Source organism: Ruegeria sp. ANG-S4 (genome assembly GCF_000814005.1).
In the GTDB taxonomy this organism is placed as follows: domain Bacteria; phylum Pseudomonadota; class Alphaproteobacteria; order Rhodobacterales; family Rhodobacteraceae; genus Ruegeria.
On the sequence record NZ_JWLK01000004.1, the window covers coordinates 19,346 to 32,708 of the forward strand.

At 51.4% G+C, this 13,363-nt stretch carries 13 protein-coding genes and 1 tRNA gene; 6 read left to right on the forward strand and 8 right to left on the reverse strand.

The annotated features are described in order from the left end of the window. Positions 1-396: 396 nt before the first annotated feature. Together RA28_RS10810 and RA28_RS10815 are read right to left on the reverse strand one after the other, a co-directional pair. The gene (locus RA28_RS10810) at positions 397-1,602 is read right to left on the reverse strand and encodes a tyrosine-type recombinase/integrase (RefSeq protein WP_052261435.1); all 1,206 of its coding nucleotides are present in this window, start codon (positions 1,600-1,602) and stop codon (positions 397-399) included. A 445-nt stretch (positions 1,603-2,047) separates the two neighbouring features. Continuing rightward, the gene (locus RA28_RS10815; protein ID WP_193747397.1) at positions 2,048-2,533 is read right to left on the reverse strand and encodes a hypothetical protein; all 486 of its coding nucleotides are present in this window, start codon (positions 2,531-2,533) and stop codon (positions 2,048-2,050) included. A gap of 411 nt (positions 2,534-2,944) precedes the next feature. Here RA28_RS10815 and RA28_RS23150 point away from each other — a divergent pair, with 411 nt between their 5' ends. Then, entirely contained in the window at positions 2,945-3,283 is a 339-nt protein-coding gene (locus RA28_RS23150; protein ID WP_039528239.1) for a helix-turn-helix domain-containing protein, read from the forward strand. A gap of 21 nt (positions 3,284-3,304) precedes the next feature. Here the strand turns inward: RA28_RS23150 and RA28_RS10825 are convergent, their stop codons facing one another. Continuing rightward, complete coding sequence (locus RA28_RS10825; RefSeq protein WP_152612072.1) at positions 3,305-3,805, reverse strand: hypothetical protein; 501 nt, start codon at positions 3,803-3,805, stop codon at positions 3,305-3,307. A 914-nt stretch (positions 3,806-4,719) separates the two neighbouring features. Here RA28_RS10825 and RA28_RS10830 point away from each other — a divergent pair. Then, on the forward strand, positions 4,720-5,559 hold the full coding sequence (locus RA28_RS10830; protein ID WP_039528250.1) for a hypothetical protein: 840 nt from the start codon (positions 4,720-4,722) through the stop codon (positions 5,557-5,559). Here the strand turns inward: RA28_RS10830 and RA28_RS22810 are convergent. Continuing rightward, positions 5,540-5,686, reverse strand: coding sequence for a hypothetical protein (locus RA28_RS22810; RefSeq protein WP_193747398.1), 147 nt, complete (start codon positions 5,684-5,686; stop codon positions 5,540-5,542). The genes RA28_RS10830 and RA28_RS22810 overlap by 20 nt on opposite strands. Positions 5,687-5,775: 89 nt before the next feature. Between RA28_RS22810 and RA28_RS22250 the strand changes: the two genes are divergently transcribed. Both RA28_RS22250 and RA28_RS10845 read left to right on the forward strand, forming a co-directional pair. Beyond that, a complete protein-coding gene (locus tag RA28_RS22250) occupies positions 5,776-6,330 on the forward strand; it encodes a hypothetical protein (protein ID WP_152612073.1) in 555 nt (184 codons plus the stop codon). A 167-nt stretch (positions 6,331-6,497) separates the two neighbouring features. Continuing rightward, positions 6,498-6,887: a thermonuclease family protein gene (locus RA28_RS10845; RefSeq protein ID WP_039528254.1), complete on the forward strand. Its 390-nt coding sequence runs from the start codon at positions 6,498-6,500 to the stop codon at positions 6,885-6,887. Between the two features lie 758 nt (positions 6,888-7,645). Here the strand turns inward: RA28_RS10845 and RA28_RS10855 are convergent. The 3 genes from RA28_RS10855 to RA28_RS10865 all read right to left on the reverse strand — a co-directional run bounded on the left by RA28_RS10855 (position 7,646) and on the right by RA28_RS10865 (position 10,468). After that, entirely contained in the window at positions 7,646-8,542 is an 897-nt protein-coding gene (locus RA28_RS10855) for a hypothetical protein (RefSeq protein ID WP_152612074.1), read from the reverse strand. A gap of 653 nt (positions 8,543-9,195) precedes the next feature. Next, positions 9,196-9,456 (reverse strand): hypothetical protein, encoded by a 261-nt coding sequence (locus RA28_RS22680; RefSeq protein ID WP_152612075.1) that lies wholly within the window; start codon positions 9,454-9,456, stop codon positions 9,196-9,198. 936 nt (positions 9,457-10,392) lie between these two features. After that, positions 10,393-10,468: transfer RNA gene (locus RA28_RS10865), tRNA-Thr, on the reverse strand. A 317-nt stretch (positions 10,469-10,785) separates the two neighbouring features. On the opposite strand from RA28_RS10865, the gene RA28_RS10870 reads away from it, so the two are divergent. After that, complete coding sequence (locus RA28_RS10870; protein WP_039528261.1) at positions 10,786-11,124, forward strand: ASCH domain-containing protein; 339 nt, start codon at positions 10,786-10,788, stop codon at positions 11,122-11,124. A gap of 50 nt (positions 11,125-11,174) precedes the next feature. On the opposite strand, the gene RA28_RS22815 is transcribed toward RA28_RS10870, so the two are convergent. After that, positions 11,175-11,645 (reverse strand): Lrp/AsnC family transcriptional regulator, encoded by a 471-nt coding sequence (locus RA28_RS22815; RefSeq protein ID WP_039528264.1) that lies wholly within the window; start codon positions 11,643-11,645, stop codon positions 11,175-11,177. Between the two features lie 436 nt (positions 11,646-12,081). Here RA28_RS22815 and RA28_RS10880 point away from each other — a divergent pair, with 436 nt between their 5' ends. Next, positions 12,082-13,164 carry a hypothetical protein gene (locus RA28_RS10880; protein WP_152612076.1) on the forward strand — a complete coding sequence of 361 codons (1,083 nt, stop codon included), beginning with the start codon at positions 12,082-12,084 and terminating at the stop codon, positions 13,162-13,164. The last annotated feature ends 199 nt before the right edge of the window (positions 13,165-13,363 follow it).

A 13,363-nucleotide genomic window follows, 5' to 3' on the forward strand; every position in this document is an offset into this window, starting at 1 on the left:
CGTTGGTGAGTGGTAAAAGTAAAAATAGTTCAAACGTCTTCGCTGCCAAAATCAGCTTCACCTACGAACAAATCGGCGAAGAACCGGTCAAATAAGGAGAAGAAACACTGACCAGGGCGAATACTATCAATCGACGCTAATGGCCTCTAAATCCGGGTTCGGATGCAGTGTTGCGGCATTTAACGTAGGATCATCGAGCGTATTTATAGTGATGCAAACGTAAGAGTTCACAAACTTACGGATTGAGTTTGCGGTGGCGAACATACCTTCCGCTTTCAATCTGAGCTCTATTTCATTTGCGTTCCGTAAGAACTCGTCATCCATAACAGCAATTCCATTCCAAGTCTGAGAAAGCAGTTTGACCCGAACTCCTTAACAAAAGGTAAGCCTAAGACTTTACCTCTCGGATAACTCGTCTTCTCGTTGTCTAAGAATCTCGACTACTGTCCCTTGAGCTCTGCTATAGTTCTTCTGAGGCCAGGACCAACTGGGCTCCTCAATGCCCTGAAGGGTGTTTCGAAGGTCAACAAGTCGCGGGTCTTCGCGGGCCTCTTTCAGAGGAACGAACCTACGCGAAATCTCTGACTCAATGGAGTGGCAGCAAAGGTGGCCATAGGTTCTGCTGACCGTATCGGTGTTTGAATGGCCAAGTTGCCTTGCAACGATTGCCAGTGGCGTACCCGCCTGCACCAACTGACTAGCGTAAGTGTGCCTTAGGCCATGAAAAACAAATCCATCCGGCAAACCAGCGCGCCGAACTGCGTCCTTGAACAGGTGTTTATGGCATCCGGTCCATGCCTTCCCGGACGACATTCTAAACACCAAATCTTCTTCGTCTAAGTCTTCAGCTTGATCCAAGAAAAAGGACATGCCTTCTTCGGGCAAGATTACATAGCGCCCGCGATAGCTCTTCATTGGCGCTACGTAGATGCCGAATACGTGTCCGCCAACATCACGCGCCTTGAGCCTTGCCAGTTCCGAGACACGACACCCTGTGTATAGGGCAGCCTGAACCAAAAGAGCCAAATCTGGTCGACTGGAAGCAACCAAGCGCTTCGCTTGTGCCCGGGTAAGGAAAAACTGGCGAGGTGTGTCTGCGTGGGGAAGTCTCCGCAACACCCGCCATGAGCGTTCGCTTTCGACATCACCGTTTTCCCACGACATCTCGACAGCAGTTCTGAGGATACCGATAACGGTATTGAGCGTCTTCTTTCGCTTCCTCAACTGTTCAAAACTCAATGCCTCAATCCGAGTTTTTGGACCTTGAAACTGGTTACCTCTTTTTGGAGCCGCCTCAAGTACATCAGTACAAAATCGTAAGAAAACCGAATGATTGAGCTCTTCAACGGGTAGATTGCCTATTCTCGGAATTATGTGATGGTTGATTAGGGACAGAGATGTCTCAAAATAGGTTTTTGCAGCGGCTATACGTTTCCATTCGACGAAGCCGTGCATTGCGTCACCAATGGTGAAGCGCTCGTTGGTCTTCTGGTACTTAAGCGTCGAGTTTGTGCCGACCGGGTATGGTTGCGAAGCAATCGCCCTGATTTCTGGTAGGTCGAACCAATGCCTCACGAGCACTAACGCTTCGTTGTAGTTCATTCCGTCGGCATGTATCGGTGCAAGCTTTCCGATGCGCGTTTGTCTATACTTCCCATCCTTTCTTCGAATGCGCGCCGCCCAATAGCAGTCACCTGAAGGCAGCTTCGCGACTCCGATATGACGACAAAACTCCAATATGTTCCAGTACGGGCTTCGCCGCGCTTGCAGATTGGCTACGTTGTCTTCGCATGACAAATCGGGGGCATGTTTTGAGTTATTCACGGGTGCTCTCCATGTGCTGCTTGTAGTGTTTCTGTTTACCCCCACTGAATCGCTTGCACTTAGGTTCATTAGAATAAAGAGAAAAAGGCCCGACCAGTTTGGCCGGGCGAGTACCGAGGGTAACCTTGATAAAGCCAACGGCTACGAGCTTTCATAAATTTTAAGTAAGCGCGAAACCCTTTTAGGTCCAAAATTCGTCCAAGACGGGGCGATCGATAATAACCTAAACAGGCCACTCCTCATCCACGATAGTAGCGCGAGACCCAACGATATAGTTTGAGTAGCTACACCCTGTCTCTCTGGCTTGGTGGAATATCTGCATAGCTCGATTAAAGCGCTTCGGAACCGTCAGTTTCCCACTGGAGAGAAGGGGTAGATCGCATCTGCCGCCATCAACGGAAACATAAGAGCACGAGTAGATCAACGAGCCGCTGAAAAGAAAATCGGCACGGCGAAGCGTTGCTTTCTTGTCTGAAAAACCCGTTGCCCAATCTTCGTTGAATTCTTCTTCTTCTATTCGGCCCATGGCGACGGAAATCCGCACATCGTCTCTGAACACAAGCAAACTGGTCGGCTTCTCCGCCAAAAGGTAAGGCGGCTCCTCCAAGGGATCATTGAGCTGCTGAATTTCGGCCAGATAGGGCGGCAATACCTCAACGCGCCACGCGTCTGGTTTGCTCCGCTCAATCATTGAAAAGTACTTCGTCATTCTCATCGAATCGGGGTCCTACATCTGAGTTCGAAAGTCTCAAATTGGGATAAATCTCAGCCACAATAACGGCAGAAAACACGCAAAAGCTGACAAAAGAGAAGCAAAGCCTTCCCCACAAACACTAAAGGAAGGCAACCGGCAACGAACCTGAACTGATATGGCAGCCCCAAAGACAAAACCAACAAAGCTACAGCAAGACCAAACACGCGCTGCGATCCAGACAACTCAGCTTGTAAAACGCTTACAGCACTTTGCCTTAGGCGAAAACGACGTGGAGATAGACTCAGTAAGCATTCACTTACTGCCATTGACCCTGCACATCCTGCCAATACCGGTTTTGTCACCTTGTGCTCCCCATTTCTGAGGTTCATCTGCGAGCGGCATCAATTTGCAAGGAAAGATTTTCTGGTGCTGAGCGAAGAAAATGAACGGAAGTACAAGCTTCGCGTAGAACTCGGGGAAATCCTGAGACGAAACCGTGAAGCCGCTGGTTTAACTCAGTTGCAACTGTCGAGGGCAATTGGCCTTCCCGGTTCGCGAATTGTCACCCATTACGAAAGGGCAAAATCCCCGATTCCGCCGAGAAAATGGCGTCCTATCGCTAAGGCATTGGGAATGAAGCCGTTCCCTTGGGTTATGAAGTGCGCCGCGGCTTATTGCCCAGACATCTACGTGCAACTGTTTTTGAACACAGACCCTAGCGAGGCGTCCCGCCTTTTGAACGGTCTTCACGCATCAAATGACTAACGGCGCATGTGCGCCGCTGGCCTAGTTAGCACTGTCCTCACTGGTAACAGAGGGGGCAGTGTTTATTACGAAGTGGTCGCGGATCGCGCCATTGAGTGCCGCTTGAAGGAATGTGGCAAACACCCACTCTGTCTGGCGAAAGGCGGCTAGGGTCGCGGCAAATTCCGTGGCCTTCATTCGCGTCTTAGTTGGGACTGACCGGTCCTTAGCGACTTGGATCAGGTATTCATCAGCATCGAAGTAATCGTATTGGTCCCCAGTTGGCATCTTGGCCCTTTGGACGTCTACCAGGATCATTTGCCGTAACTTTTTGCGAGCGATCCAGTTGAGTAGGGCTGTGACTATTGCCGTCTTAGCGCCGAATAGGGTGGGCGCAACGCAGAAGAAGGCGAGGGCGATCCCAAATGTCAGTTGCGGGCTGCGGAATTCAAAAAAGTAAGCGCAAAGAAGTGATAGGGCGACGTTAATCATTAATGAAAGTGTGCCTCTGATTAATAGTCCGTTTCGGATTGACCGTTTCATAGCTTGTCTGTCTTCTTTTCTATGAGGGAAAAACTCACTCGCTAGTTAACGATTTCCTAGCTATCCACGGGGCAAGCCCCAGCTAGGCGCAGTCAAAGCCAAACAGGCGGCAAATTCTGCCGTTTGGATGGCGCATGGACAAAAAAGAGGCCGCGCTAACCCAAGCGCGACCTCTAGTAGTGTCGAATATCAGTGGCAGTGGTAGGGTTGCCTTCCCGCATGGCAACACTGGCCGCGAGGACTATCTTTACGACATCCACCGCCGTGTTCGACATCTTCGACGTGAGTGGTAAAGCCATTTGGCATGGCGTGGGCACCGACACTCAAAAACATGGCGGCGCTGACTGCAAAAGCGCAGGCGTTTAGGGTTTTCATTCTAGTCCTCTTCTGAGCAAAAAGCGCTCAATTCTTCTTGGGTTAGTAGGTCAAACCTGTTCACGCCAAGATTGAAACCACAAGGCGCACAACGCGCCAAAAGGGGGGCATAAACTGCCTCACAACCTGACTGCGGCCCTGCTTTTGCGGGGCCTTTTCTATTGGGGAAAGACAGTGGACTTAAACTGGTCACCCTTTGCGGTGGGCGGCGCTGCCGCTCGTCCTGACAGCGTCACAGGAATTCAACCTGCTTTCGCGGTATCTTGTCGGAGAGATGTCAGACAACGAGAGACGTGCAAATCGTTTGTGCAGGGCAATTCTGGCCACAACCTGAAAAACCCGCAATTCCCGCTAAGTTGCCCTCGATTTCTGCCAGTGGTTAACAATCTCATTGTGATACTGGCCAGCATCTCTACGTAAAGCCTGCCCGCGAATTGAGCGCGGATGACAAGTTAGAATGAAATGGCAGGCGAAATGACTGACGAAGCATCGAGCGATAGCTCGGGAGTAAGATTTATGACCTTTGGGCCGGGTCAAAAATGATTGGAATTCGAAAAAAGGTTGCGGAACCCAAAAAGATAGAAACCGAACAGCCACAGCCAAAAATCGTCATCATTGGCGGATTCCCGAGGGCAGGGACACGACAATTCTGCAATTTGGTCAACTATGTTCCGGGCTGCAACATCCAAGGTGAAATGGATGCCGGACCATACGCGCACCTCGCTGAACTTGTCCGAGAGACAGACCGGATCCACAAGGGGAAAACGGAAGGTGGCGGTCTCATAGCGAGGAAGAATTACTTCGATAGGCGCACCGAGGCAGTTTTTGAGTCCTATCGTTTGTTCTCAAAATCCCGCAAAAATACCAGACCCAATTGGGATGAGGTCACCATTACTGGCCTGAAAAAACCTTTGGTGGAGTTGAGCTATCGGCACACGAAAGCGTTGTTCCAGCCGTCGCATGAGTCAGTGCTGCACTTCTACTGCCTTCGCCGCGTCTACCCTAATTTCAACTCGCTGGCAGGTGCGTTCGACTACACTGTTTCGCATTACATAAAGAGGCTGTCCGAATCCATCGTTGGCCTACAAGAAATGGCGGAGGACGACTTTTTCGAAGTTAGGCCGCTTTTTCTCGATGAATTCATAAAATCAGATGGTCCAGCTTGGGTGCAAAAGAACCTCTATGATCCCATGGGCGTGAGCATGCCTCGGGAAGAGATCGAAAGGGCCATAGAAAAAACACGCGGCTCCAACAGAACCCCCGACGAAAAAAGACGGGCTGGCACAACCAGACGTGAGGCGAATGCGCTGTCTTTAGATGAAGGGTTTATGGACAAAATCCAGTGGCTTGAGGACTACTTCAAGGTTTCGCTTCTATGAAGGACTGGCTCTGGCTGTTGGCGGCGTTGGTTTTTGCCTTCGCTTTGCCGTTCTTGTTCGGGAGCCTGGAAGCGACGGCATCAACAGTATTTGGGTTTTTGGTTTTCTGGTCGATGGCAATTGCCACTGCCTGTTTCTTTCTTTTTCTCCCCCAGATTTATCAGAGGTTTTTTAGATGGAAGCTATCGAAATTATTGGGATCATCGAGGGTGGGAAATGACTACCGGAATAAATGACCGCCTTGCCCAATGGCGAAAGGAAATGTTGGAGAAAATTGATAAAGAAGTAGAAGCCCGCTTCGTCGAGCGGCAAATGGAGATAGAACGTCAAGAGAAACAGTTCGACAAGCTCGAACGTGCGCAAAAATCTACGTCAGAGCTTATTTCCGTGGCTGTGAAATCGACGCTGTTAATCAATGGCGGGGCCGCTGTGGCAATGCTGGGCTTCATTTCCTCAATAGCCAACCAAAATTCCCCACTTAAGTTGGATTTTGAAGCCGCAGTTCACTCTCTTTCATGGTTTGGCATGGGTGCGCTATTCGGGGGCATGTGCGCCGCATCTGCATATTTGGCCAGCCACAGCCGCGAGGTTTTTCTGAGCAGCAACCTAGATACCCTGTACGAAGTGGACAGTTATAGCGCCCGGGCACGATGGTGGTGGGGATTTTTAGCGCCGACTTCTAGTAGTTTTGCGGTTCTTTGTGCGATTGGTTCGTTGTTTGACTTCGGGATAGGCGTTTTCAACTTATCGGATTTGGTTTTGAATGACTAAGGCGAACGGAAAACTGACGATAAGCCATACCGCACGACCTTCACGATGATTTGGATGGCCGCCACGTCGATAGGTGTCCTTACCCACAACCGCCCAGCTTAACGGCTGGGCGTTCTTTTTTGCGTTGTAGGGGTGAAGGATTAACCCGGAATCACTATATTACAGGCATGATACGACTAGCTATTTGTTTGGCCCTTTTCGCAACCGCTGCACAGGCCCAGGTACACGTCAGAGACGCGGACACAATCGTTGTTGATGGCACCCCAGTTAGGTTGAATGGCGTGGATGCCCCCGAGTTGGGAACGCGCTCAGGACAGAATGCTAAGCGCTGGATGGTGAACTTTCTTCGCGACAAATCCGTTGACTGCAAACTGAACGGCGAGCGCACCTATGACCGCTGGGTTGGGACCTGTTTAGCAAACGGACAGGACATAGGAGCCGCTGTTATCGCCGCGGGGCACGCGTTAGACTGTGCCCGATACTCAGGCGGGCGATATAAGAAGTACGAAACCCCAGCAGCTAAATCACGGCTCAAGCGGGCTAGTTACTGCCGCTGATTTAAGGCATCAGTTATTCATGCACGTCCTATACCTCACATGACTTGGCCCAACCGCATCCCCTACGACTTCCACAAAGAACTGGAATCCCGCCCGCTTGATGGCTGGGATGGGGCCCTACGTGCTTGGGCGAAATCCGCCAATTGATCCCTTGTATTTGAAGGCTGCATAGGCAGTTCCCGTTACCTTCACGATTGTTGGTCTGCTAAGTTGGTTAGCCATTATGATGAGAATAATGGCAATTGGGGCAAATGTTCAAAGTATGGCGGAAAAAAGTTGGAAATGGTCTTGGATGGGAGACAAATCTGAAGGAAATGCGGCAGAAAAACCCGCTCAAGAACCGGGTTGAGGCTTGGATTGTGGTTGGAACTTTTTGCATCATTATTGTCGGCTCATCTGCCGCTTTGATTTATTCTCTGGTATATTTGTGACCGACCTGAATCCGGGACCTGAAAAGTGACTCGCGCCGGGAGACTTACAACGAACTAGAAAGGCTGTTTGCGGTTAGCCTTTGCCGATCGTTACATTTAGCCGCGGTTTTCGCAGCCTATTTTTGTGACACGAACGCCGCGGGGCCTGACGAAGTCGGCGGGCAGGACTCGTTTTCACTCTCCGGGTCATGGTGCGTTGGCATTCGGAGCAATCTGCAAACGCTTCCAACCCTAGCAGGGACGTGCCTATTTTACCGTTGTCATGACTGTTTTAGAAATGATCGGCAAGATAACTTGCCGACCGTATCTTCGCAAACCGCTCGCGCCTTAGAACAGGGTGTCCACAAGGGTGGTCAGAGCATTGTGGCGGGGTGCCATCGCTGCCCGTGCGACGCTGTTGAGAGGGGTTGATACTTCGCGTTGCCCGAGTGGGAAGGTCAGGCCCAGGCGAACCGTGTCGAGGTCACCGCTCAGGTTGGCGACATCCAGATCTGTTCGCGCCAGTTCCAAGGAAAGTTGTGCCGGAAATTCACTGATCTGGCTGAAGTCATAGTCAACGCCGATGCCAATTGTCGTGAAATCAACATCAACATCACTCAGAGACTGCCGGCTGATACCGGCATATGCGCCCCAGCCCGAAGCAAACTGATAATAACCCCCCATACCGATGCTGGATAAATCGGCGCTGTCTCCGAAACCTGAAAGCTCACTTCTGACGTAATGAGCGCCGAATACGGCCTTCTCTGTGGCTTGGTAACGGAACAATAAGCCGTAATCCGTCCAGTCGACCCCGTTCAGGTCCGGTGACGTTTCGGTTTCACCGATCCACGCCTCAATGCCAAAGCCCATGGTCGAATAGCCACCGGTGATCCCGTATGAGGTGGCGTCACCTGACAGATCGATGCCCAGCCCGGTGTCCAGATCCGCGTCCGCATAATCCAAGTAGGCGCCGACCGTAGCACCATTGTCAAACTGGTATGTAAGCTTGGTACCGAGATCAAGCAAGGACAGGTCGCCGGATGTGTTGTCCGGATCGATGTTCGAGTATTTGCCCACCAGGCCAAGATACAGGCCATTTTCAAAATCGATCAAACCAAAAGCATCCAAGGTGGGAGTGTCGATGTCTCCGGCACCATCTGATGCTGACGCATGACCGTATCCAAGCGTCGTGGCACCTTGAAAACTCTGCGCTGCAACGATACCCGGAACAATGGTAGCCAGCATTGCAAGGGAAATTATTCTTTTCGAAAACAACTCGATTACCTCATGTTTTTGTTGTCTCATTTTGAGCTTGTTGACCGAAGGGCAAGGGTTTGACAATAGCAATTATAGCGAGAAGTTCTCGTTACAATCTTTCGCTTAAGTTGTGTGTCAAACGGGCAACGATGGCTTTGACGCCGGACGAAATCTCGAACTGTAGTCAGGGTCACTTAAGTCGGCTCATACCGCGTGGCGCGAACGCCCGGCCCGAAGTAGAACCCCGGAAACAGCCGTACAACTTGCCAAATTGACAGGCGCATGGCGCGGTTCGTCTAAGCGCCCACTGTATGACTGGGTGCGTGTTACAAGTTGGTTTGTCGAGCGTAACGTGTTGGGGGAATCAGAATATCGCAACGCGGTAATTTCGCGTGTCGGTAACTTCAGCGTTCAGGCAGAGAGCACAATGAATTTCCCAATAAGCATGCCTTTGCTTTTGGACACAGCGCTCGAGAAGGCCTAGTCGCTTTAAGTCCCGAGGCCTATCAAAAAAGTTCCGCCCCACGCCGATTGCGCTTGGTGTTGGGCTTTCAGTTGGTAGGCTGTAACTGGAAATGATTCCTCGCAGAAAAGAAAACGCCCCCGCGTTAGCGAAGGCCAAAAGCCTAGACTCTTCAGCATCAGTTCAAGCAGAGGAAAAGGTCGTTATTTTGGTAGGTATTCGGATTGTGTCGCACCGACACATGTTCGGCTTTTTTCTTAGATCCTTTCTGACATATACGTTGGGCCTCAGCTGTCGAGGCAGCCAAAGCTTGCTGGCGGTCCGAGAAGGACGAGGTAATGATATTGACGCTGTCGCCGTTAAATTCCGAAACAATTGGCTGAGGATCGCCGCATCCGGCCAAACCCATTAATACAATGAGTGCAGTTAGTTTTTTCATTGGTTACTTCCAGTTAACTTCCTTCTGTGGTTGGATATCACAGTGTGCTTGCCGACCCTTCAACCCCCTAAGGCTTGAAATCTGCCTGCAAATTTAGCCATTGTAGATGCAAATAGAGCGTTAGCCGCTCTCTAGCGGTGAATAGCGGGGAGCCGGTTTAAAAGTCCCCATGCAGCCGTTTAGTGGTTTTGGCGTGATTATCAGGGGAGTAACGTCGAAACCGGGTTTTCATTGATAGGTGCTCTTGATGGGCGCGCGCCTAGTCGAATAGGCATAAGGCCATGAATAGATTCATACTCTTATTTGCGCTTGTCGCCTCGCCGACCGCCGCTCTGAGCCAGTTTCACGCGAACCGTGGATAATGGAACGACATGAATTATAGCCAACGTCTAGGCTTTGTCGCTGGCGTTGTTGACCGAGACTTAGCGCAGACAACCGATGGGGATGAGACCGGCCACAACCAAAGGGCTGAAATAGAATCTGAGTGCTTGTCTGACCTCGCCGTAACAACTGTAGACTTGGTCCAACCGGTGGACGAGCGATATCAGGATATCGAAAAGTGGGAATGGCCATCATTCGCGATAGTTTTGAACGTGATTTATGAGCTCTGCAAGAATCGCCTATAAACGGGTCTCCCCGCTATTCTGCATCCATTCAAGAAAAGCGGGTCGCTCAATTAAACTTCGAAACAAACGGGACAGGCTTCAAACCGCGCGGACATGGATTTCCGGCGTCTATCGGTTAAGGCTTCCCGTGCGAACCACCGGCTAGGGCCAATACACCTGGCGGTTGGTTTCATTTGAAGGATGGCTGGCACTCAATCAGGAGCGGCGGCCAAAACAGGCGGGTATCCATGAAAAAATCAGGGGATGAATCAGGGGATAGAGAAGCGGCTTTTTGAAAAGCCTTTGTACTTCATTATCTTGCTTGATTAGTTGGTGCCTCAAGAGGGACTCGAACCCCCGACCTTGTCCTTACGAAGGACCTGCTCTACCAGCTGAGCTATTGAGGCACTGTGAACCCGAACATAGGCTCAATTCACATCTGCACATTGCCCTCACCATTTCGGCTTTGCAATTCAGCCTGACATGCACCCGTTTCTTGCGAGGCGGTTGTCGTCATTGGTGGGGTAATGCGTCGACGGGTCGTCGTTTAACCGTTACACCCAAGCCACGCAAGCCTGCAAATGTGCGAATGGCCTAGGCGAACGTTTTCGAAAATGGCCAATCCATAAGCCTCTGAACTTTGGGCAACATCACTGCGTTGATCGGTAGACTTTTGGCCGACCCCCTCGTACTAACGTTCTGAAAACCAACGTACATGTGACAAATGAAACAGAAAAGTCAAAGGCTTGCCGTGGTGGATCGGCTTTTCCCCTTCGTCCTGGATGGATCCAAAACCTCGACAATTCGGTGGCGGGAACAGCGTGTTGAACCCGGCGTTCTGACTTTTTTCAATCTCTCTGACGCGGATCAAACCGTGAGTGTTCATGTGGTCAAATGCACTGACATGCCACTGAGCGAGGCCGCGGCTTACCTTGGGCGCGCAGAGGAATGGCCGGACGACATCATGCTGGACGGCATGCGCGAGCACTATCCGGAAATAGAACTGTCGAGCGTTGTGCAGGTCATCGAATTCGATCCACCGGCAGAACAAACGCGTCCGTGAACGGATTCATAATTGGCGCTTGCGGCAATCCGGACAGGCGGGCACGCAATTCAATCCACATGAAGCGGCTGATTGTCGAAAACTTCTTCCAATACGATCGAGCTGCGGATGTCCTTGATCATCGGTAGTTTCAACAGAACTTCCCTGACAATCCTTTGATAGTCCGCGATGTCGCCAACGACGAGCTGAACGAGGTAATCGGCTTCGCCCGAGATCATCCGCACGGATTTGACCTCGGGCACGCGCCCGAGCGCTGCGCGGAACGCTTGAGTGTGGTCATCATGGTGCTCTCGAAATGTGACTTCCAAAAACACCTCGACCCCAAGTCCAAGTGCCAACCGATCCACCCGCGGCCAATAGCCTTTGATGATCCCGTCTTCTTCCATCTTTCGAACGCGCTTGTGCACCGGCGCCAACGACATATTCACGTGCTCCGCCAGTTCTGCCATCGTCACTCTGCCCAACCGTTGCAACGCGCGCAGGATTCGGCGGTTTGTCTCATCAAGGTTCGTTTTCATCATTGCGTCTGTTTTTTGTCCGACGGCTTGTCCCGCATACCGCTTGCCTGTCCTCACCCGGTGCGCGCGGATGTGGTGTTCGCGTTGAGTGTGTTGAGGCGTTGTTGCCAAATGCCATGGTAGAGGTGAATGCGCAACTCTGCGTGTTTTGAAATCCAAAGCGCCCTGCACAGGGCAAGTCGAGGATTTCCGGACAGGCCCCGACTTCGCATGAGGCAGGATCATATGGGCAGCCGGGGTGGCGGAAGCCTTTTCTGTTAGTCGCGCGCGCGCAAGAGCGGGCGCGGTTCCAGAACACGTATTCATCCAACATTCAGATTGGTCCTAAGGACCTCGGGGCCGGTCAAATACACTGCATAAGTCAACGCGGTTTCGCAAAGCGGTGTTTTATTGGTACTTTCAAAGCGCCAGTATCGTTTGCGAAGTGAAGGTCGGGTCTGTGAGCCTGGAAATACGAAAGCCGATAGCAGCTGTCATGTGCATCCTCGCACTTGCGACACCGCGTGCATTGCACGCTTGCGCGGTTTGCACTGAACTGCCGGAGGCATCCATTACTGATCAGATTTTGGCAGCGGAAGTCGTCGTATTCGCGGGTCCTGCATCAGAGAACCCGTTCGAGTATTCGCCTCAACACGTCATCAAGGGAAGTGAACAAAAACTCCATAACGCACCGAGAATTCCATTTCTCATCGACAGCGTTACGCGGCGCGCATTTCGCGCTGACCCGACAACAACGGTTCTGCTGACGTACGGACCAGAAATCAACGACAAGACGGGGCGCGGCTTTTCGCGGGCCTGGCGGCGTGTCTTTGTGATGAACCCGGACCGAAGCGCGTTTCTTGAAAGACTTCAAACCGATGGTCGACTTTGGGATTTGGGAAAAACCGAAAACGCTGCGCGCGTTTCGTTTTTTGCCGATTATTTGTGGCACCCGGATCAAGCCCTGCATGACTCGGCCTTGGTGGAAATCGGGCGCGCGAATTATGCACTTGTGCGCCCGATCGGAGACAGGTTTTCAACCGGCCAGATTCTGGAAGAGTTGAATGACCTGAACCGTTTTGCCTATTGGCCCGTCGCTATTCGACTATTGGGACTGAAAACCGATCCGCAGGCACGTTCGATCGTCCGCTCGCGATTTGCCAAATCCCTGAAATCCGGTGGTTTGCATTCCCATGAGTGGGCGCTCGCCGGCATAGAGGCGGAAGGGGTATCTGCGATAAACGCAATTGGTCTCGCCCTCAACGACGGCAGAAAGACGCAAGATGACAAGAAAGCTCTGGTTCGGGCTTTATCCGAGGCGGGATCGTCACAGAACCAGTTGCAGGGTGTGATCGTGCGGGTATTTGAGGATGTATTGGATAGCGATCCAGAATTGACCCTGCAAATCGCTATTGCAACGCGAAGTTGGGGCGAAACTGCTCTCTACCAAAAGTTCGAAGCTTTGGTTGCGCTTGAAGAAACGGACCCAGCGACGCAATTTTTTCTGAACATGGTTCTACAGGATGACGGTACGTCCGAATGAGCCGGATCAAGACTGCGATAAGACCTTAAGTTGATCCGTAAGAAGCCCGTGTTGGCACGGAACGGCGTCCTTCAATGGTCCAAAAATATCGGCGAAGAAAAATTTTTAACAGAAGTCGACGCCTTATGATATAAACAAAATCGAATATTATCGGGCCGAAAAGAGCCCCTGTTTCGAACCGTATTGTTGATTTGGGAGG